The 18,820-nt window shown below is 65.6% G+C and carries 16 protein-coding genes and 4 pseudogenes; 11 read left to right on the top strand and 9 right to left on the bottom strand.

All coding sequences use genetic code 11. The features are described 5' to 3' along the window. Positions 1–126: 126 nt before the first annotated feature. Positions 127–509: pseudogene (locus tag ACUDAL_RS13190) on the bottom strand (septal ring lytic transglycosylase RlpA family protein). Between the two features lie 196 nt (positions 510–705). Continuing rightward, a complete protein-coding gene (locus tag ACUDAL_RS13185) occupies positions 706–1,542 on the bottom strand; it encodes a diguanylate cyclase (RefSeq protein WP_444678439.1) in 837 nt (278 codons plus the stop codon). A gap of 659 nt (positions 1,543–2,201) precedes the next feature. Between ACUDAL_RS13185 and ACUDAL_RS13180 the strand changes: the two genes are divergently transcribed. After that, positions 2,202–2,594, top strand: a complete 393-nt coding sequence (locus ACUDAL_RS13180; protein WP_444678438.1) for an HIT family protein — start codon at positions 2,202–2,204, stop codon at positions 2,592–2,594. 476 nt (positions 2,595–3,070) lie between these two features. On the opposite strand, the gene ACUDAL_RS13175 is transcribed toward ACUDAL_RS13180, so the two are convergent. Further along, positions 3,071–3,382, bottom strand: coding sequence for a hypothetical protein (locus ACUDAL_RS13175; RefSeq protein WP_444678437.1), 312 nt, complete (start codon positions 3,380–3,382; stop codon positions 3,071–3,073). 363 nt (positions 3,383–3,745) lie between these two features. Beyond that, a complete protein-coding gene (locus ACUDAL_RS13170) occupies positions 3,746–4,057 on the bottom strand; it encodes a hypothetical protein (protein WP_444678436.1) in 312 nt (103 codons plus the stop codon). 254 nt (positions 4,058–4,311) lie between these two features. On the opposite strand from ACUDAL_RS13170, the gene ACUDAL_RS13165 reads away from it, so the two are divergent. Further along, positions 4,312–5,697 (top strand): AsmA family protein, encoded by a 1,386-nt coding sequence (locus ACUDAL_RS13165; protein ID WP_444678435.1) that lies wholly within the window; start codon positions 4,312–4,314, stop codon positions 5,695–5,697. Then, positions 5,682–6,983 carry an AsmA family protein gene (locus ACUDAL_RS13160; RefSeq protein WP_444678434.1) on the top strand — a complete coding sequence of 434 codons (1,302 nt, stop codon included), beginning with the start codon at positions 5,682–5,684 and terminating at the stop codon, positions 6,981–6,983. The genes ACUDAL_RS13165 and ACUDAL_RS13160 overlap by 16 nt, the downstream gene beginning before the upstream one ends. A gap of 16 nt (positions 6,984–6,999) precedes the next feature. On the opposite strand, the gene ACUDAL_RS13155 is transcribed toward ACUDAL_RS13160, so the two are convergent. From ACUDAL_RS13155 to ACUDAL_RS13145, 3 genes are all read right to left on the bottom strand, one after another. Continuing rightward, on the bottom strand, positions 7,000–7,332 hold the full coding sequence (locus ACUDAL_RS13155) for a hypothetical protein (protein WP_444678433.1): 333 nt from the start codon (positions 7,330–7,332) through the stop codon (positions 7,000–7,002). Positions 7,333–7,424: 92 nt separating this feature from the next. After that, on the bottom strand, positions 7,425–8,900 hold the full coding sequence (locus ACUDAL_RS13150) for a dihydrolipoyl dehydrogenase (RefSeq protein ID WP_444678432.1): 1,476 nt from the start codon (positions 8,898–8,900) through the stop codon (positions 7,425–7,427). Between the two features lie 189 nt (positions 8,901–9,089). Then, the gene (locus tag ACUDAL_RS13145; RefSeq protein ID WP_444678431.1) at positions 9,090–9,278 is read right to left on the bottom strand and encodes a DUF3008 family protein; all 189 of its coding nucleotides are present in this window, start codon (positions 9,276–9,278) and stop codon (positions 9,090–9,092) included. Positions 9,279–9,424: 146 nt separating this feature from the next. Here ACUDAL_RS13145 and ACUDAL_RS13140 point away from each other — a divergent pair, with 146 nt between their 5' ends. The 5 genes from ACUDAL_RS13140 to ACUDAL_RS13120 all read left to right on the top strand — a co-directional run bounded on the left by ACUDAL_RS13140 (position 9,425) and on the right by ACUDAL_RS13120 (position 12,963). Continuing rightward, positions 9,425–9,898 carry a creatininase family protein gene (locus ACUDAL_RS13140; protein WP_444678430.1) on the top strand — a complete coding sequence of 158 codons (474 nt, stop codon included), beginning with the start codon at positions 9,425–9,427 and terminating at the stop codon, positions 9,896–9,898. After that, a complete protein-coding gene (locus ACUDAL_RS13135; RefSeq protein ID WP_444678429.1) occupies positions 9,883–10,458 on the top strand; it encodes a creatininase family protein in 576 nt (191 codons plus the stop codon). Before ACUDAL_RS13140 ends, ACUDAL_RS13135 begins: the two co-directional genes overlap by 16 nt. A 324-nt stretch (positions 10,459–10,782) precedes the next feature. Next, positions 10,783–11,271 (top strand): hypothetical protein, encoded by a 489-nt coding sequence (locus ACUDAL_RS13130; RefSeq protein WP_444678428.1) that lies wholly within the window; start codon positions 10,783–10,785, stop codon positions 11,269–11,271. 97 nt (positions 11,272–11,368) lie between these two features. Beyond that, positions 11,369–11,821 carry a phage holin family protein gene (locus ACUDAL_RS13125; RefSeq protein WP_444678427.1) on the top strand — a complete coding sequence of 151 codons (453 nt, stop codon included), beginning with the start codon at positions 11,369–11,371 and terminating at the stop codon, positions 11,819–11,821. Then, positions 11,818–12,963, top strand: a complete 1,146-nt coding sequence (locus ACUDAL_RS13120) for a DUF3618 domain-containing protein (RefSeq protein WP_444678426.1) — start codon at positions 11,818–11,820, stop codon at positions 12,961–12,963. Before ACUDAL_RS13125 ends, ACUDAL_RS13120 begins: the two co-directional genes overlap by 4 nt. A gap of 92 nt (positions 12,964–13,055) precedes the next feature. Here ACUDAL_RS13120 and ACUDAL_RS13115 read toward each other — a convergent pair whose 3' ends face one another. Then, entirely contained in the window at positions 13,056–13,778 is a 723-nt protein-coding gene (locus ACUDAL_RS13115) for a YebC/PmpR family DNA-binding transcriptional regulator (RefSeq protein WP_444678425.1), read from the bottom strand. 372 nt (positions 13,779–14,150) lie between these two features. Between ACUDAL_RS13115 and dbpA the strand changes: the two are divergent. The 3 genes and pseudogenes from dbpA to ACUDAL_RS13100 all read left to right on the top strand — a co-directional run bounded on the left by dbpA (position 14,151) and on the right by ACUDAL_RS13100 (position 18,376). After that, positions 14,151–15,549, top strand: a pseudogene (gene dbpA, locus ACUDAL_RS13110) (ATP-dependent RNA helicase DbpA). A 27-nt stretch (positions 15,550–15,576) separates the two neighbouring features. Further along, positions 15,577–16,401 (top strand): annotated as a pseudogene (locus ACUDAL_RS13105) (PA4780 family RIO1-like protein kinase); the annotation flags it as partial. Positions 16,402–16,591: 190 nt separating this feature from the next. Beyond that, entirely contained in the window at positions 16,592–18,376 is a 1,785-nt protein-coding gene (locus ACUDAL_RS13100; protein ID WP_444678424.1) for a sensor domain-containing phosphodiesterase, read from the top strand. A 224-nt stretch (positions 18,377–18,600) separates the two neighbouring features. On the opposite strand, the pseudogene ACUDAL_RS13095 reads toward ACUDAL_RS13100, so the two are convergent. Next, positions 18,601–18,733 (bottom strand): annotated as a pseudogene (locus tag ACUDAL_RS13095) (methyl-accepting chemotaxis protein); the annotation flags it as partial. Between the last annotated feature and the right edge of the window lie 87 nt (positions 18,734–18,820).

Raw genomic sequence — 18,820 nt, 5'->3', positions numbered from 1 at the left:
CAAGCCGGCAGCGTGAATCGCGCTGCCGGCTTGTGCTTTTGGTCGTCTCGATGAAAAAACAGCGCAAAGACGAATTTACCCAGGGTAAAGAAGTCTTTGCGCTGCTTTTTGTTATGCCTGCCGAGGCTAGTTGATGGCGGTGACCTGAACGGGAACGGTGCCGCGCCGCAGCATGCCAAGCTCTCGTGCCGCCTGTTTCGAGAGATCGATGATCCGGCCTTCGATGAAGGGGCCGCGGTCGTTGATCAGCACCTTCACCTCCTGGCCCGTATCCGCACGGGTGACCAATACCTCGGTGCCGAGGGGAGGCTGGGGTGGGCGGCCGTCAGGGCCTGTTGGTCGAAGGGTTCGCCACTGGCGGTGGTGGCGCCCTGAAAGCGATCGCTGTAGTAGGAGGCGATGCCTTCCTCGATGGTGTCGCTAGTCTCGGCGTGGGCGATGGTAGCGCTCAGTGCCAGGAGTAAGCCTGCAAGTAAGCAGGCGTAACGCGTTCGGGGTCGTGCTCCCATAGGGTTACCTCAGGTTTATCGTGTGGCGGTTATCGCTGACATCGATGAGGTGCTGGCGAGCTGTCTGGATAGTAACCGCCCAGCCTGATCGCGGCAACCCCACGGTTCCTGCAGTTCAAAACGGTTTGGCACTGATACCTGCAAAATGGGCGGCGATGAACTCAAGTTTCGAGGCTTGGCATCGCCGCCACAGGCTTCAGGCCTGCCCGGCCAGGCTGGGGGCGCTGTCCGGTTCGCTGGCGATCAGCCGCAGGCGCGGCACGCTGCCGGTTCGATTGCGCCCTTTCGCCTTGGCGAGATAGAGCCCCTCGTCGGCCTGCTTGATCAGGGTGTGGCGATCGCTGCCATGCTGGGGAAGCGTGGAGGCGACGCCGATGCTGACGGTGAGATGGTCGGCAACTGGCGACTCGGGGAAGCTGAGCGCACGCTCGGCCAGCAGGCTATGCACGCGCTGCGCCATGCGCGTCGCACCTTCCAGGCTGGTGCGCGGCATGATGATCGCCATCTCTTCGCCGCCGTAGCGTGCCACCAGGTCGCCGGGGCGAGCCGCTGCAGCCTGCAGCACATCGCCGACCTGGCGCAGGCATTCGTCACCTTCCAGGTGGCCGTAGCTGTCGTTGTAGAGCTTGAAGTGATCGACATCGATCAGCAGCAGGCTGATCGGCTGGTGCTCACGTGCGGCGCGGCGCCACTCCAGCTGGTAGACGCGCTCGAATTCGCGCCGATTGGCCATGGCAAGCAGGCCATCGCTGGCGGCCTGCTTGTGCAGTGCTTCGTTGCGGGCTCTAAGCGCCCGATGCTCGGCCTGCAGCTTGGCTTCACGCACCTGCTGCCATTTCCAGGCCGGGATGAGCAGGGTGGCCACGGTGGCCAGGATGCCCGCCAGGAAGGAGACGAGCATAGGATTGGCTTGAAGCGCCTGGGGAATCAGCAGTTGCAGCGCGTAGGCGGTAGCGGGGAACAGGGCCAGCTCTTGGGGCACCAGGTTGCCCAGGGCGAGCGCCGCGTCCAGCAGCAGAATGGTGCCGAGCACTGCGCCAGCATGGGCTGAGCTTAAATGGGACGGTAATTTGACCTTCATGTGCAACGCCTCTTCCTGAGTCTTACTGCAATGCCGGCGTGATAACGTCTTCCTATGGGGTGGCGACCAGTTCTCTTGCTGTCTAGACCGATAAAAAAGAAGGCCGCGGAGCGGCCCAAGTACGCAGGGAACTATCGGTCATTGCCGGCTGACCGTGAAACTGCCGGAACGATCAGCAATGAAAACTGTGGGCCGAGCTTGCCGGGACTCCTGTCCCGTGGGCCTGTCCATGGCGAAGCAAGAGCTCCGGGCCTGGGGCGGCACGAGGGTTTTGCCAGCGTGCCTTCCTGTCTCGCCTGTCACTGGAACTAATGTAAGCGATAAACATGCCAGCTGTTAAAATTTTTGTTATCTAACAGTTTCTTAGTGTTACGAAAAGGCGGCGAGGGGAGCCTGGGTTGGCCAACTCCTTCTTTTCGGCACTCATATCTGTCGCCATTTGCGGACGCTTGGCAGGGGGTTTAGAAATAATTAAGTAAAATCATGTTGTTATGTGTCACTTTTTGGCGACATATTAAGTGTGCCGTTTCGCTCACCGTGCGTTCTATTGCGTTATCAGCGTAGTTGGGGTCTATTCGCTTTAGTGCAAAAGCCTGCTGAGGAGGCGTGAAATGGCAACGGTGTTTACCCGTATCATGCAAGGCGAGCTTCCGGGCCACTTCGTGTGGGACGACGAGCAGTGTGTGGCGATCATGACGCTGAACCCGATGAAGCCTGGCCACCTGCTGGTGATACCGCGCCAGGAGATCGACCATTGGGACGACCTGCCGGCCGAGCTCAGCGATCACCTGATGGCGGTTTCCCGAACGCTGGCCAAGGCCCTGAAAAAGGCCTTTCCCTGCGAGCGGGTCGGGCTGATGCTGGTCGGGCTCGAGGTACCTCATGTGCATGTTCACCTGGTGCCGCTCGATGCGATGGAGGACATCCAGGTCGTGGGGTTGCCCCAAGCCACGCCCGACGCGCTGTCGGCCGCTGCCCAGCGGGTGCGTGATGCGCTGGGTTGAAGCTAAGTTTCTTTGGTTAGGCTGGCGGTATGTCGGGCCAGGCGCGGTCCGTCGGGCCAAGCGCGTATTTCAGGACAGGCGCGTACCTTGGTAACTAAACAGGAGGCGTGACGCCTCCTGAGGGTGGGTTACTCCTAGTGGGGATTCCGCGAGGGCCCGCTGCGTCCTGGCTGGGCTCGGTTGGCGGGGTTGAGCCTAAGGTAGTCGGCGAAAGCGTCGAACGCGTTACGTTGCTCGCGGGCTTGCTGTGCCCAATGGAGTATTACTTCGGTGTTGAACGGCGTGGGTTTCACATCGGATAGAGTCATCGGGGGTCCTCCTTGTGGGACGACACCCTCAGGGTAGGCTGAATTGCTGCGGTGCAGCATGTATTTTTGTAACCATGCTGGAAGCTGAACCGCTCGCCTGCCCTACAACCCCTTTGACCTCAAGCAGTTGGCGACCAGCGCCCCATGGCATGGCCATGGGGCAAGTGATCACTGCTGGCGGCTTTGCTGGTAAAGTTCCGCTTTGGCGTCGCGCATGACATCCTCGCAGGCGGCCTGATGGGCCAACTGGGTGAGCAGGCTTTGCGTGACTTCAAAGCCCTTGCCAAGACAGTTGTCGATCTCCTGCCGGCTGACCAAGGGATAGATGGTGTATTGCACTTTCAAGGTTCTTCCGCCACCGTCCAGCTTGTCCGCGAATTCTCTAATGCGCCAGGCGATACGCTCCTTCCAGCTTGCGCGTTCTTCCGCCCCGTCGTTAACACTGAACGTGCACTGCCATTCAGGCTTGTAGACTTTCATGAGAACCTCCTGTGCAAGCTTGGAATGATCGAGCGTGGCATTTTCTCCGTGGTAACAGGACTGCGTAATCAGCTTACCAATTTTACGAAATGGTGACATCCGTTGCGCTGGCGCGTATGCCGCTGTTCCTTTCGTATGAAACGGGCATCAGTTCAGCCTACAGGCCCTCTTGGCGAGAGTCCCGGCTTTTCTTGCTTGTGTGAGTCCCTGGCTGCTTGGGCGGGACACCACGACTGGCTTGCTCTGCGGGTGGGCAGCAGGCGCAGCGGCAGTCGGCACGGCCTGTCTACCACAGAAAGGGCTGGCTGCGCTTAACGGCAGTGGGTGGGTGACCGACATGTGGCCGCAGGGCATGCCAAGGGCTCAGCGGTGCTGCTGCTCCTCGAAGAGCTCGGCCTTGGCATCGCGCATCACGTCTTCACAGGCGGCCTGCTGGGCCAGCTGATTCAACAGGTTATGCGTCACTTCGAAGCCCTTCACCAGGCAGGTATCGACGTCCTGGCGGCTGACTTCCGGCATCACGCTGCATTCGATCTTGACAGTTCTTCCGTTGCCATCGAGTCTGTCGGCCATTTGCCGCAGGTACCAGGCAATACGCTCCTTCCAGTTCGCATTTCCTTGCGCGCCTTCGTTCACGGTGAACGTGCATTGCCACTCAGGTTTATAGACCTTCATGTGAACCTCCTGTTCTGACCGGTAGGTATCAGGGTGGGTGGTACTCCTTGCGTGCAGGTTCCTGACTCTCAGCATAGAAGCTTTACCGCCTTTGGGCAGCGTTGGCCTGTACGCCTTGGTAAGGCTCCGTCACGCTCGGTGTGTTGGCGCGGTCAGCCAACAGCGCCTCGCCTGGGTTACGTTGCCGCTTCGCTTGGACTGTGGCGCCATCCCTGTCCATGGTTAGGGAAGGCGTGGCAGACAGGGATGACACCGTGGGCAAGCGAGCCAAGATCGTGGCAATTGCGCTGGGCATGCTGGTTGGGCTGGGAGTGGCCGCCGTGCTGTTCCTGGAGTCCGCCTGGATGCGGGGCTGGCTCGAGGACCAGGCCAGCGAGCAGCTGGGGCGCCGGGTAGAGATCGCCGATCATGGCATTCGCTGGGGTCTGCCGCTGACCCTGGAGCTTGACGAGGTGCGCATTGCCAACCCCGACTGGGCCGAGACGCCCGATCTGGCCCGTATCGACCAGCTTGCCATTACCCTCGACGTGGGTCGCCTGCTGCGCGGCGAGATCGAGCTGGAACGCGTCGCCCTGCAGCGCCCCGAGCTCCTGGTGCTTCGCCGCGACGACGGCAGCACCAACCTGGATGACCTGATGGACGGCGAGCCCACGCAGGAGCAGGAGGCCCTGCTCTGGCCCGAAGTCTTCGTCATCGAGCAGGGCGCGCTGAGTTTTCGCGATGAGGGGCAAGCCATTGCGCTTGAGGTCGCCTTCGAGACACCCGGCGAGAGCACGGGGGCGCTAAGCCTGAGGCTGCAGGGTGAAGGCGAGGTGCAGCAGGATGACGTGCAGTTCCAGGCTGGTGCGCAGTTCGACATCGAGGAGCGCCGTGGCGCGGTCGAGGATTTCGTCGGTCAACTCGGCGATAGTCGACTGGAGGGCGCGCTGGCGTTCGACCTCGGGGCCGAGTCGCCCCAACTGGCCGTGCGGCTGCATGGCGATACCCTCGACCTGGACCGCCTCGGACTCATGCCGGGCCCCGACGAGGAAGACGCGGCGCAGCCGGATGACCCCGAGGCGGGCGAGTGGGATCGCGGCCTGGCGCAGGTGCTGGCCGAGCTCGAAGCCATCGAGGCGGAGCTCGATCTGGCGCTGGAGCGCCTGCACTACGGCGGCCAGTCGCTGCACGACCTGGAGGCCCAGGCCGCCGTGTCGCAAGGGCGGCTGACGATCGAGCGGCTGCAAGCCTACCAGGCCACGGACGAGGAGGGTGCGCGCTCGCTGTGGGCGCAGGGCTGGCTCGAATCGCAAGACGGCCGGCTGGCAGCCGACCTGTCGGCGCGCTTCGAGCGAATCGACCTGACGGCGGCGCTGGCACCGTTCGGCCTCGGGGAGATAGGCACGCTGGACGGCGAGCTCAACCTGCAGCGGGTCGAGGAGGGGCTGGTCTTCGATGACACGCGCCTGGACTACGAGGCGCCGCAGTGGGAGCTGTCGCTTTCGTTGCGTGCCGACAGCGTCGAGCGGGAGGGTGAGCCGCGGGTGCATCTGGTCGGTGATGGTCGCTACGCCGGTGAGCCTTTGCCTTCGACCTGCACGTCGGGCCGCTGCTCGACCTTACCGACGATGAGACTCCCTATCCGGTGGCCGGGGAGCTGAGCGCCGGCGACACGCATCTCAGCCTGGATGGCAGCGCGGTACAGCCCTTTGCCCTGGGGTCGGTGGAAGGGCACCTCACTCTGCAAGGGCCGAGCCCGGCGCAGCTGACCGACCTGACCGGGATCAACCTGCCTGAGCTGCCGCCCTACCGGGTAAGCGGCTACCTGAGCTACGCCGATGACCTGCTCACCCTCGACGGCCTCGACGGCTCCTTCGGCGACAGCGATGTGGCCGGTGATGTGCGCCTGCGGCTGGGCGAGCCGCCGCAGCTGTGGGCCACGCTGGTGTCACGGCAGCTGGAAGCCGACGACCTGTTGCCGATGCTGGGCGTGTCACCGGATACCGGACCCGGCGAGACGGCTTCTGCCGAACAGCAGCGCTGGGACGCGGAGGAGGAGAGCCGCCAGATGCTGTTCCCCGACCGCCCCTGGGACCTGGAGGCGCTGCGTGGCACCGATATCGTGCTGGACTACCAGGCGGCGAACGTTCAGGCGGAGCATGTGCCCTTCACCGACCTGGCCCTTGCGCTTGAGCTGGAAGGTGGAGTGATGAGCGTCGAGCCGCTGCAGGTGGGGCTCGGCGGTGGCCAGGTGAGTGCCTCCTGGGTGATGGATGCACGCCAGGAGGCCTTGGAGGGTAGCCTCCAGCTCGCCATCGACCAGGTCAACCTGCAGGCGCTGCTGGACGAGGCGGGCCTGCCCGAGGTCGCCCGGGATACCCTGGGCGTGATCGGCGGGCGTGGCGACTTCCACTATCACGGGCGCTCACTGCATGAGGTCATGGCCGGGCTCGATGGCGAACTTGAACTGGCAATGGCGCAGGGGTGGCTGGACATCATTGCCGCCGAGCTGCTGCCGCTGAACGTAGCCAACGCGCTGCTGGCCGCGCTCACCGGTGAGGAGCAGGTCCAGCTCGAATGCAGCTACGTGCAGTTAGTCGCCGAGCGAGGGGTGGTCGACCTGGCGCAGTTCTTCATGGCCACGGAGATCGCACACTTCACCGGTGCCGGGGCGATCAACCTGGAAACGGAGCAGCTCGACATGGCCTTCGAAGGGCACAACCGCGACCTGACCCTGTTCACCGGCAACTCGCCGGTGCAATTACTAGGGCCGCTGCGCGAGCCGGAAGTCAACGTGATCACTCGCGAGCTGCTGGCGCGAGGGGCGCTGTCGGTGCTGGGCGCAATCGTGGCCCTGCCCCTGGCGATCCTGCCCTGGGTGGACCTGGGCGGCGGCGAGCAGGTCGGCATGGGCTGCGAGCAGGCGCTGCGGGAGTTCGAGCGCTAAGCGCGGTGGTGTGACATCAGTCGGCTTCGTGCCAGTCGCGGTGGCCGCAGCTCAGGCAGTGAAAGCGCGCCTCGAGGCCGGTGTCGGTATCGGCGCGACGCAGGGTGCCGGGTTCGAAGGTGAAGGCACGCAGCGAGCAGCGGGGGCAGCGCAGCACCTCGTGGCGGGGCCTGGTCGGAGTGGCCTGCCCGGCAGCGGTGGGCCCGGCCTCGGGAAAGGCCTGATCGAGCTCGGCCTGCAGGGAGTCGGCCAGGTGCTGGGCCTCGGCGACGTGCTCGCGGTCGGCCAGCTGGGCGAGGCGGGCAATGCCGGCACGCAGCGCCGCCAGGTGGGAGGTGGTATCGGCCATTGGCTTGTTTCTCCAGCGCATCGCCCGTGGGCGGCAGGGGGTCAGCTTAACGTGCGCGCTGGCGCAGGGAAAAGGGCTGGCCTCAGCAAGCGCTAGCCTCGCTCAATCCCCGGGCCGTATTCGAGGCAGCGGGCCGTGATTGCCGGTCCATGCTCCAGCTTGGCGCTGAGATCGCGCAGCGCGCTGCGCAGAGCTTCTTCCAGCACCGGGTGGTAGAAGGGCATCTCGAGCAGGCGGCTGACGCAGGCTCGCTCCTCCACGGCCCAGGCCAGCAGGTGCGCCATGTGCTCCACCTGCGGCCCGAACAGCTCCGCTCCCAGTAGCAGCCCGGTGCCGTGCTCGGCATACAGGTGCAGGCGCCCGCGCTCCTGGCGCATCACCACGGCGCGCCCCTGGCCCTCGAAGGAGGCTTCGCCGGTGGCCACGTGGCGGCAGCCGCCCAGCCGCTCTTCATGTGCCTGGCGGCTGAGCCCGACCGTGGCGATCTGCGGGTCGGTGAAGACGATCGACAGCGGCGTGGTGCGGCGGCCGGCGCGCCGCTCGGGATAGCGGCCGGCATTGTCGCCGGCGATACGCCCCTGCAGGCTGGCTTCATGCAGCAGAGGCAGTTCGTGATTGGCGTCGCCGGCGATGAAGACCGGGCTTGGGCCGCCGTCGGCGGCGTGGCACTGCAGAGTGAAGCGGTCGAAATGGGGCACGCCGTGCTCGTCCAGCTCCAGTTCGGCCTGTTCCAGTGCCAGCGCTTCGAGGTTGGGGCGCCGGCCGGTGGCGGCCAGCAGGTAGTCGAAGCGTTCAGTGAGGCGGCGGCCGCTGTGGCGCTCCTGAAAGGTAATGGCAACCTGGTTGCCCTCTCGCCTGATCTCCTCGACCTTGGCCTGCGGATCGACATAGAAGCTTTCGTTGAAGGTTCGGTCGGCATAGTCGCGCAGCTTGGCATCCTGGAAGGGGCCGAGGGAGCCGCTCTTGCCGAAGATGCGCAGCCGTACCCCCAGGCGATGCAGGGCCTGGCCCAGCTCCAGGCCGATGATGCCGGGGCCGAATACTGCCGCGGACTCGGGCAGCGTCTGCCAGCGGAAGACGTCGTCGTTGACGACCAGCCGGTCGCCGGCGTTGCTCAAGAGGTCGGGCCAATGATTGCGCGAGCCCGTGGCAATGACGATGGCGCGTGCCTTCACGCGCAGGTCGTCGCCGACCCGCAGCACCTGGGGCGATTCGAAGCGGGCGGTGCCGGCCAGGCGCTGCTCGGCGGGGATGCGCTCCATGGAGTCGAGCACCTGGCCGACGAAGCGGTCGCGCTCCTGGTGCAGCCACGCCATGACGGCACCCCCGTCGACCTCGACCGACCCCGTGCGGATGCCGAAGCCGGTGGCGTCGCGGGTGCGCTGGGCCGCCTCGGCGGCGGCGAGCAGCAGCTTGGATGGCATGCAGCCCACGCGGGCGCAGGTGGTGCCGCCTTCGCCGCCCTCGATCAGCACAATCTTATCGCCATGCTGCCGAGCGGCTTGCCAGGCGCTCAGCCCGGCGGTGCCGGCCCCGATGATGGCGACATCGACCTCTCGATTCTGCATTCGCTCTCCCTGGCCAGGCCCCTGCAGCTTGCTCTAGGCCGGCCGGCTGCGCCTTGCGGCCTTCATCCTGCTGCGTTTCGCCCTGCTGCATTCATTCATTAGCGCTGGATGGCGTCACGCAGCGTCGTGCCGCGTTCAGCCACGCTTCATCTCAGCGTAGTCGACCGGCGCGGCACGGGGCGTTCCCCTTCAGGACTTGCGATTGTGCTCGGGTTTGCCCTTCTGGCGGGTAGAAGCCATCTTTTCCAGCTCTTTCTCGTCCATCGACTCGTACATCTGCTTGGCGGCCCCTTCCAGTTCGCTGACCTTCTTTTCGCCGCGCTTGGCCGAGAGTGCGGCACCGGCGGCCATCTGCTGGGCCTGGGACTTGGCGGGCATGGCTTCCTCCTTCCTGGTGGCAAGCATGGGTGTGCTTCGTTCAGCCTAGTCAGCGTGGCCGACGCCTGCCACCGCCATGCCGGAAGCAGGGTTGCGGCGAGCGGGCTTTCGCCGGACGATAGAGGCTTTTCAGCAGGGAGCCGGGCATGCCCATCGTGACCATTCAGCAGTTCCCCCGCGAGCTCGAGCAGCGCCGCGAACTCGCGCGGCGCATCACCGAGGCCTTCGTGGCGGTGTACGGCAGCACGCCGGAGAGCGTGCAGGTGTTCTTCAATGAAGTCGACGCGGCGCACTGGGCCAAGGGGGAGTCATGGGCTGCGACACGGTTGCGCCGAGCCCCGCCCGCGACACCCAATGACAGGCTCGCCTCGGCAAGCCGGCGCCCGCAAGCCGGCCACTGCCGACAGGCCCCACCCAGCGAGGAAGAGACGATGAGGCTGCAGCATGCTACCTGGCAGGAGGTCGAGGCTTACCTGCAACACGCCACCGGCATCATCCTGCCCATAGGCTCCACCGAGCAGCACGGGCCCAACGGCCTGGTAGGCACCGACGCCATCTGCCCCGAGGCCATCGCCTGGGAGCTCGGTGAGCGCGAGGGGTGCTGGTGGGGCCGACGCTGAGCCTTGGCATGGCGCAGCATCACCTGGCCTTTCCCGGCAGCATCAGCCTGCGCCCGAGCACTCTGATCGCGCTGGTACGCGATACCGTGGTGTCGCTGGGCCGCCATGGCTTCACCCATGTGTTCTTCCTCAACGGCCATGGCGGCAACATCGCCACCCTGAGTGCGGCCTATGCCGAGGTTTATGCGGAGCAGAGCATGGGCTACGCCTCTCCGCTCGCCTCGCTGAACCTGACCACCCACAACTGGTTCGCTGGCCCCCGCGTACGTGAGCTGGCGCAAGCCCTGTATGGCAACGCCGAAGGCTCCCACGCGACCGCCTCGGAGGTGTCGCTGTCGTGGTACGCCTGCCCACAGGCGGTCAAGCAGGTGGCCATGTCGCCGACCGTGGCGCCTGTCGGCAGCGCCCAGTGCCATGCCGAGGCGTTTCGTCGCCGCTTCCCCGACGGCCGCATGGGCTCCAATCCCGCGCTGGCCAGCGTCGAGCATGGGCGCCGGTTCCTCGAGGCAGGCGTTGACGATGCCTGGGAGGCGTACCAGGCGTTCATCGGTCAGGCGTGATGGGCATTCCTTTGGGCTCGCCACCGGCGAGCTCGTCTACCTCCACTTTCCCCGCCGGTCGGCCGCGCTGTCAGGCCCTGGACGATCGGCGCCGCAACTAATTTACCCCGCCCTTTCTGAGGGCCCGCCCCTTTCTTTCGAGTGTCCGAAAGTTGCGATTTATTGCGCAGTGTTGTAACCCAAAGCGCCGCCACTGCTGGTTTGGCGGCTTGCATTGACAGGGTGGTGACGGCAGCTATTTTTCGAATGATAGCGAAGGAAAGGCGTGGCCTTATCCCTTGCGCGAAAGGCGACGGTGAACATTGCAGGACATGGAGGTAGCAAATGAGAGAGACCGACAGCCGCACAAACCAGGGCTATTCCGAGCATGCATCCGAGCTGGGTGACGAGCTCAAGCGTGAAGCCTCGCAAGCCAAGGAGGAGGTGCGCGATGCCGCCCGTGAGCAGGCGCAAGGGCTGCTTGATCGACAGAAGGCGGCCGCCGCGGAGCAGGCAGAGAAGGTATCGACTGTGCTGCACAAGATGGCCGACGAGTTCGAAGAGCAGCACCAGCCCTATTTTTCCGATTGTCTCCACGAGCTGGCCCACCGCTCCGACCAGGTGTCACGCACCCTGCGTGAGCGCGACCTGCAGAGTCTGATGGAACAGACCCGCGACTACGGCCGCCGCCATCCCGCGCTGTTTCTCGGCGGTGCCGTTGCGGCAGGCTTCATGTTGTCGCGCTTCCTGCGCAGCTCTGCCGAGCATGGCGCCCATTCGTCCGGTCGGTCGAGCCAGGCGTCATCCATGACGTCGATGAATGGCCCTCACTGAACGAGAGGGAGTTCATCGTCTGTTCCTCATAGCTCACGTGACACTGCGCTGGTGAGGCGAGCCCCGTCTTGCCGGTGAAACAAGGAGGCTTTTTCTCATGGAGCCAGAAAGCAGAGTCAGAACGGGAGGGGGCGGCACGGGAGAGAGCACCATCGGTGCGCTGTTTTCCAGCCTGACCCGTGAAGTCACCGCCCTGGTACGCAAGGAGTCCGAGCTGGCCAGGGTCGAAATGACGGAGAAGGCCGGCCAGGCCATGGGCGGCGTCGCGGCGATCGCCATTGCCGGCGGGGTGCTGCTGTGCGGCTTCCTGGTACTGCTGGCGGCGGCTGTCTTCGGGCTCAACACGGTGCTGCCGCCCGAGACCACGCCGTGGCTATCGGCGCTGATCGTCGGGGTGGTGGTTGTGATCATCGGCTTCATCATGCTGCAGGCCGGGCGCAAGAAGCTCGACCGCGAGGCCTTGATGCCGACGCGCACCATGGCCAGTTTCCGCCGTGACAGGGAGCTCGCTCAGCAGCATGAAGATGTGGTCAAGGAGGAGCTGAGATGAGCGACAGCAGGCGGCGCAAGCCGGAAGAGATCGAAAACGAGATCTATCAGGCACGGGCACGCCTGGATGAAACCCTGCATGAGATTGAAGAGCGCTTCTCGCCCCAGCAGCTCATGAATGCCACCTACGACTATCTGCGCCACGGCGGGGCACACGAGATCGCCGACAGCCTGGGCAGAACCGTGCGAGAGAATCCGCTGCCGGTGGTGCTCACCGGCGTCGGGCTTGGCTGGCTGATGCTTAGCCAGCGCGGCCAGCGGCACGCTTACCATCAAGACGACCACCATCAGGGCGAGACGGAACATCGACCCGGCGGGTACAGGCGCCAAGCAGGCTATCCTGGCGCCACCGTGCCCACTCATTCGCGTATGCCGAACGGAGGCGACATGGCAGACGATACCCATTCCCAGAGCAAGACCCCTACCGGCGCCGGCACCACCACCCTGGGGCATGACCCCGCGGCGCTCGGCGCCACGCAGCAGCATGCGTCAGGCGCAGGTTCTCAGTCCCCCGAGCATCAGTCCCACGAGCATGGTGGCGGCCTGTCCGACAAGGCGCACCAGATGACGGACAAGGCCCAGCAGATGATGGGCAAGGTGAAGCATCAGGCCCAGCACGTAGGCAGCCAGCTGCGCAGCGGAGCGTCGCATGTCAATGAGCGCCAGCATGCGGCCATGGATGCGGTGAGCCACAGGGCCCGTGACACGGGGCATGGCATCACCCAGTTCGTGCAGGACCACCCGCTGATCGCCGGAGCGCTGGGGGTGGCGGTTGGCGCGGCCCTGGGCAGCCTGTTTGCCCCCACCCGCGTCGAGAATCGCCATCTCGGTGAGGTGCGCGACCGGGCCATGCATCGGGCCTCCGAGTACGGCCACGAGCAGATGGATCACGCCAAGGAAAAAATTCATGAAACTGCCGACAGGGTGCGTTCCGAGGTGCGCAGCCATGCGTCGGCGAACGAGGAGTCCCACGGTTCGTCGCGTGGCTATGTGGAGAATCCTTCCAGCGAGGAGCGCTATGCCAAGGCCGGTTCCGGCGGCAAGGGTGAAGGCGGGCTAAAGAGCGAAGGAGCCGCCAAGAGTGCAGGCACCGCTGCCTCGCGTGGCGACGGAGCGCACAAGGGCGGCAGCGGCCGGACCTGAGTGCTGCGCTCAAACGTCGAAACCCGCACCGGCTGAGGCTGGTGTGGGTTTTTCTTGCGTATGGGCCTGCTTGGAGATGGTGCCGCTGAACGTCAGCCGGCGATCTCGGCGTTGTGGTAGACGTTCTGCACGTCATCCAGGTCGCTCAGCGTGTCGATCAGCTTCTCGAACAGGGCCACGTCGTCCCCCTCCACCGTGGTGGTAGTCTGGGGCACGAACTGGATCTCGCTGACCTCGAAGTCGATGTCGCCGAAGGCGTCGACCAGCGCCTGCCTGGCCTTGGCATACTCGGTGTGCGGCGCGAAGACGGTGATGCGGCCTTCCTCATTCTCGATGTCGGTGACGTCGACATCGGCCTCCATGAGCGCTTCAAGCGTCGCTTCCTCGTCGTTGCCGGCGAAGGCGAGAATGGCGCAGTGATCGAACATGTGGCTGACGCTGCCCGGCGTGCCGAGCTTGCTCTTGGCCTTGTTGAAACAGGCGCGTACGTCGCCGAAGGTGCGGTTCGGGTTGTCGGTAAGGCAGTCGACGATGACCATGCAGTTGCCCGGGCCGAAGCCTTCGTAGCGGGCCGGTGAATAATCCTCGCCGCCCACGCCGCTGGCCTTGTCGAGCGCCTTCTCGATCACGTGGCTCGGCACCTGATCCTTCTTCGCTCGTTCCATCAGCCCGCGCAGCGTCAGGTTGCCGTTGGGGTCGGTGCCGCCCTGCTTGGCGCAGACATAGATCTCGCGCCCGTACTTGCTGTACACCTTGGTCTTGGCGGCGGCCGTCTTGGCCATGGATTCCTTGCGGTTCTGAAAGGCCCTGCCCATAGCGTTGTCCTGTGGCATCGAATACGAGGCTGGATTCTACGAAACCGGCCTGCCGGGGAACAGCCCTAAATCGTCACTCCCGCCGCGGCCATGATGCGTGTCATGGCCTATTCTGCAGGCGGGCGCTCAACCGCGGGAGCTTGTCCATGGCGCAGCTTCGCTGCCGTCATGCCTTGCCGCTCCGGCCAGTGGCGTTAAGCGGCCGTTGGCCGCTGGCTTTTCGTGCAGCCAGCAAAGCCGGGCGGCTTCGCTCGTCAGCGCATGGCGCTTTCTGCTACCCTGACTGACTGGTTTTATCCCCGGCTTGTGCCTTGCCGCATCCCGCCTTTGCTTGCCGCCCCGGCAACCGCTCAATCTCTGCAGGTTCTTTCTGTGTCCGATACCCCCCACGATGAGGCGTTTGCCTCGCTGCCCCTGGCCCCGGAATTGCTGGCCAATCTCGATTCGCTTGGCTACCACGCCATGACGCCGGTGCAGGCCGCCAGCCTGCCGCCGGTGCTGGCGGGCCGCGACGTGATCGCCCAGGCCAGGACCGGCTCGGGCAAGACCGCGGCGTTCGGCCTGGGGCTGCTCTCGCGCCTCGAGGTCTCGCGCTTTCGGGTCCAGGCGCTGGTGCTCTGCCCCACGCGCGAGCTGGCCGACCAGGTGGCCGGCGAACTCCGGAGGCTGGCGCGCACGCTGCCCAACGTCAAGGTGCTGACCCTGTGCGGTGGGGCGCCCTTCGGCCCGCAGCTGGCCTCGCTGGCGCATGGCGCGCATGTGGTGGTGGGCACGCCCGGTCGTATCGAAGAGCACCTGCGCAAGGGCGCGCTCGATCTCGCCGCGCTCGACGTACTGGTGCTGGACGAGGCCGACCGCATGCTCGACATGGGCTTTCAGCCCAGCCTGGAGGCGATCGTCGCCGCGACGCCCGCCAGCCGCCAGACCCTGCTGTTCAGCGCCACCTACAGCGACGAGGTCAGGGGCATCGCCCAGGGGCTGATGCGTGACCCGGCCGAGGTGGCGGTGGCCGAAACCCATGACGAGAGCACCATTCGCCAGCGCGTCTACCGGGTGGCCGACGAGACGCAGCGTTTCGCCGCGCTGCGCGGGCTGCTGCTGCAGCACCGGCCGCGCTCCAGCGTGGTGTTCTGCAACACCCGGCGTGAGGCCCAGGCGCTCGCCGACGCCCTCGCTGAGGCGGGCTTCAGCGCCCTGGCGCTGCACGGCGACCTGGAGCAGCGCGATCGCGACCGTATCCTGGTGCTGTTCGCCAATGGCAGCGTCTCCATCCTGGTGGCCACCGACGTGGCGGCCCGCGGGCTGGATATCGCCGCGCTGGATGCGGTATTCAACTACCAGATCGCCCGCGACCTGGAGGTCCACGTGCATCGCGTCGGACGTACCGGCCGCGCCGGCGGCTCCGGCATCGCCTGTACCCTGGTCAGCGAGAGCGAGGCCTATCGCCTCGAGCGGCTGAACGAATTCCTCGGTGAGCCGCTCGAGGAGGCACCGCTGCCGCCGCGCAGCGTGCTGACACGGGAGCCGTTCCTGCCGGAAATGGCCACGCTGCAGCTCGACGGCGGCAAGAAGCAGAAGGTGCGTCCCGGCGATATCCTCGGTGCCTTGACCGGCGAGGGGGCATCGAGGAGCCCAGGTGGGCAAGATCAAGGTGCTGGAGCGCAGCGCCTACGTGGCGGTGCAGCGCGAGGTCGCCAAGGCGGCGCTTGCCCAGCTCGGCACGGGCAAGCTCAAGGGGCGCTCGTTTCGCGCCCGGCGCGTCAGCCGCTGATGGCCGCTTTGACCAGTAGGAGGATAGGTGAAGGTACCTAAACGATTGCAGCCGCTGATCGACGATGGCTTGGTCGACGCAGTCGAGAGCCAGCTGATGAGCGGCAAGGAGGCCCAGGTCTTCGTGGTGATTTCCCACGGCGAGCGGCGCTGTGCCAAGGTCTTCAAGGAGGCCAAGCAGCGCAGCTTCAAGCAGGCGGTGCAGTACCAGGAGGGGCGCCGCGAGCGCAACAGCCGCCGCTCGCGGGCCATGGCCAAGAAGACCCGCTACGGCCAGAAGGAGCAGGAGCAGGCCTGGCTCAACGCCGAGGTCGATGCCCTCTACCGGCTGGCGGCGGCGGACGTGCGGGTGCCGCAGCCCTACGGCTTCATCGACGGCGTGCTGCTGATGGAGATGATCAGCGATGCCGAGGGCCTGACCGCCCCGCGACTGGACGACGTGACCCTGAGCCCCGAACAGGCCCGCGAGTACTACACCAAGATCCTGCGCGACGTGGTCAAGATGCTGTGCGCCGGCCTGGTGCACGGCGATCTCTCCGAGTTCAACGTGCTGCTGGCCACCGACGGCCCGGTGATCATCGACCTGCCCCAGGCGGTGGACGCCGCCGGCAACAACAGCGCCGAGTGGATGTTCGAGCGTGACGTGGACAACATGCGTCGCTACTTCGGGCGCTTCGCCCCGGAGCTGCTCGGCACCGACTACGGCAAGGAGATCTGGGCGCTCTACGAAGCCGGCGAACTGCACCCGGAGAGCCCGTTGACCGGCTGCTTCGAGCACGACACCGGCACCGTGGACGTGAACGAGCTGATGAGCGTGATCGACGACGTGCGCGAGGAAGAAGCCTACCGCCAGGAGGCGCAACCGCAGCGACGAACCCGGCGTGGAGGAGGCCGCCGAGGAGTGGCAGGAGTCCCAGCGGGAGCGTTGAGCCGGCGGCCCAGGTCAGCCTCCCGCCAATTATGGCTCCCATTGGGAAGGTTGATTAGGCCGGGACGGTGGCCCATGGTTAAGTGCTGGCGCAAAATCGGCAGGGGACCCTTCGATGCATAACGACGTTCACGATCTCGATTATGAGCAGGCGCGGCTCTATGCGCTGCGCCAGCTCAATCTTCTGGACACGCCTCCCAGCGAGAGCTTTGATCGCATCACGCGCATGGCCAGCAAGTTTTTCGACATGCCGATCGCTGCCGTTTCGCTGACCGACGCCGATCGCCAGTGGTTCAAGTCGCGTGTCGGCGTCGATCACTGGGAGATTCCCCGCTACAAGGCCTGCTGCGGCGAGGTGGCGGACGAGTCCGAGGTGCTGGTGGTGCCGGACCTGCTCGAGTCCCCGACCTATCACGACAGCCTGCTGGCCCAGTCCGGCATTCGCTTTTATGCCGGTGCCCCGCTGCGGACACAGGATGGCTATACCCTGGGCGCCATGTGCGTGCTCGACACCCAGCCGCGAAAGATCGGCGAGGAGGAGTTGCGGGTGCTACAGGACATGGCCGCCATGGTCATGGCCCAGGTCGAACTGCAGCATGCTTTCGGCAGGATTGACCCGCTCAGTGGGCTGCCCAACCGCAGCCAGTTCGCCGAGGACCTCGACGATCTGAGCCGCGATGCGCCCGGTGAAAGCCGCTGTGCGATCTTCACCGAGGTGCTCGACATCAACGAGGTCAGCACCTTGCACCGTGTCATGGGACCGAGCTACGTCGATGAGTTTGCGCGGCTGGCCGGGCGCGGGCTGCAGCAGGCACTGGGCGGGGAGAACCGACTCTACTCGGTGGGGCCCGGCCAGTTCGTCCATCTGGTGGAGGTCTGCAGCGATGACGCGCTGATCGAAGGGGCGCTGCACCTGCGCGAAACCCTGCTGTCGCTGGAACTGCTGCGCGACTCGCCGATTCTGGTGCGTCCGGCGGTGGGGATCGCACCGCTACGCCTGGGCAGGGATCGTGCGGCGGACGTGTTGCGAACCGCCCACAGCGCCTGCCTGGATGCCCGCCAGACCGAGGCCGGCGCCGGGATCTACTCCCAGGCAATGGATGCCGCCCATCGGCGCCGCTTCCTGCTGCTGTCGGACTTTCGCGATGCGCTTAACGCTGCCGATCAACTGCGCCTGGTCTATCAGCCCCGCGTCGAGCTGAGCACTCACCGCTGCCTCGGGGTGGAAGCCCTGCTGCGCTGGCACCACCCCAAGCTCGGCGAGGTTTCCCCTGCCGAGTTCATTCCGCTGATCGAAAATACGCCGCTGGCTCGCCCGCTGACGGCCTGGGTGGTGACCAAGGCTATCGAGCAGGCTCGGGCCTGGCGGTGTCAGGGGCTGACCATCGGCGTCTCGCTCAACGTCTCGGCCTGCAACCTGGAGGAGGAGGATTTCGCCGAGCGGGTGCTGGCCCAGATTCGGCAGGCTGGCCTGCCCGCCTCGGCCATCGAGCTGGAGCTGACGGAAACGGCGCTATTCGGCCAGGGGCGTGCCGCCTCGCAGCAGCTCGATCGGCTGATCGAGGCAGGCATCGGCATCGCGATCGACGATTTTGGCACCGGTTACAGTAGCCTGGCCTACCTGCAGGAGATTCCCGCCGACGTCGTCAAGATCGACCGCTCCTTCGTCAAGGGACTGGACGACTCCGCCCGCAGCCGCACCATGGTCGAGGCAATGCTGAGCATGGCCAACAGCCTGGGCTATCGCGTGGTGGCCGAAGGCGTGGAAACCCGGCAGACCTACGACTATCTGGCAGCGCTTGGCTGCCACGAAGCCCAGGGGTTCTTGATCTCACGCCCCCTGGAGGTGGCCGACCTGGAACGCTGGGTGCGCAGCGCAAGCGGGTCACCCGGCAGCTGATGCTGCCGGGCGCCGCACGTTACGCCGCGAGGGGAGCCGTCAGGGCAGCGGAGCGCGGCATGCCCGGCAGCCTTCAATGTCGGCCAGGCAGGAGGCCACGTCACGAAGCGTGGTCAGCATCTGCTGTATGGTGCCGTCTACATCTTGGGTCTACTGCACATCCTGGCGCACGCTGTCGCCGGTTTGCTGCACTCGTTCACGAATGCGACCGGCCGTCTCGCTGGTGCGGCTCGCCAAGGTGCGCACTTCGCTGGCAACTACCGCGAAGCCGCGCCCATGCTCGCCGGCCCGTGCCGCCTCGACCGAAGCATTGAGTGCCAGCAGGTTGGTCTGGAAGGTGATGTCGTCGATCTCTCCCAGCAGGGAGGCGATCTTCTGGGAGTGCGCCTCCAGTACCCGCATCGCTTCGCGTAGGGAGGTGGCTTTCTCCTGCATTGCCGGGCG

The sequence above is a fragment of the Halomonas sp. E19 genome (assembly GCF_052439355.1).
Lineage (GTDB): Bacteria > Pseudomonadota > Gammaproteobacteria > Pseudomonadales > Halomonadaceae > Halomonas.
Note: the sequence above shows the minus strand (reverse complement) of the source record. Positions and strands in the feature narration are given on the sequence as shown.

What these genes read in the sequence shown, in the direction of transcription:
- ACUDAL_RS13180 (WP_444678438.1), top strand. Translation starts at nt 2,202, where the DNA reads ATGGCAACGGTGTTTACCCGTATCATGCAAGGCGAGCTTCCGGGCCAC.
- ACUDAL_RS13175 (WP_444678437.1), bottom strand. Translation starts at nt 3,382, where the DNA reads ATGAAAGTCTACAAGCCTGAATGGCAGTGCACGTTCAGTGTTAACGAC.
- ACUDAL_RS13170 (WP_444678436.1), bottom strand. Translation starts at nt 4,057, where the DNA reads ATGAAGGTCTATAAACCTGAGTGGCAATGCACGTTCACCGTGAACGAA.
- ACUDAL_RS13155 (WP_444678433.1), bottom strand. Translation starts at nt 7,332, where the DNA reads ATGGCCGATACCACCTCCCACCTGGCGGCGCTGCGTGCCGGCATTGCC.
- ACUDAL_RS13150 (WP_444678432.1), bottom strand. Translation starts at nt 8,900, where the DNA reads ATGCAGAATCGAGAGGTCGATGTCGCCATCATCGGGGCCGGCACCGCC.
- ACUDAL_RS13145 (WP_444678431.1), bottom strand. Translation starts at nt 9,278, where the DNA reads ATGCCCGCCAAGTCCCAGGCCCAGCAGATGGCCGCCGGTGCCGCACTC.
- ACUDAL_RS13140 (WP_444678430.1), top strand. Translation starts at nt 9,425, where the DNA reads ATGCCCATCGTGACCATTCAGCAGTTCCCCCGCGAGCTCGAGCAGCGC.
- ACUDAL_RS13130 (WP_444678428.1), top strand. Translation starts at nt 10,783, where the DNA reads ATGAGAGAGACCGACAGCCGCACAAACCAGGGCTATTCCGAGCATGCA.
- ACUDAL_RS13125 (WP_444678427.1), top strand. Translation starts at nt 11,369, where the DNA reads ATGGAGCCAGAAAGCAGAGTCAGAACGGGAGGGGGCGGCACGGGAGAG.
- ACUDAL_RS13120 (WP_444678426.1), top strand. Translation starts at nt 11,818, where the DNA reads ATGAGCGACAGCAGGCGGCGCAAGCCGGAAGAGATCGAAAACGAGATC.
- ACUDAL_RS13115 (WP_444678425.1), bottom strand. Translation starts at nt 13,778, where the DNA reads ATGGGCAGGGCCTTTCAGAACCGCAAGGAATCCATGGCCAAGACGGCC.
- ACUDAL_RS13100 (WP_444678424.1), top strand. Translation starts at nt 16,592, where the DNA reads ATGCATAACGACGTTCACGATCTCGATTATGAGCAGGCGCGGCTCTAT.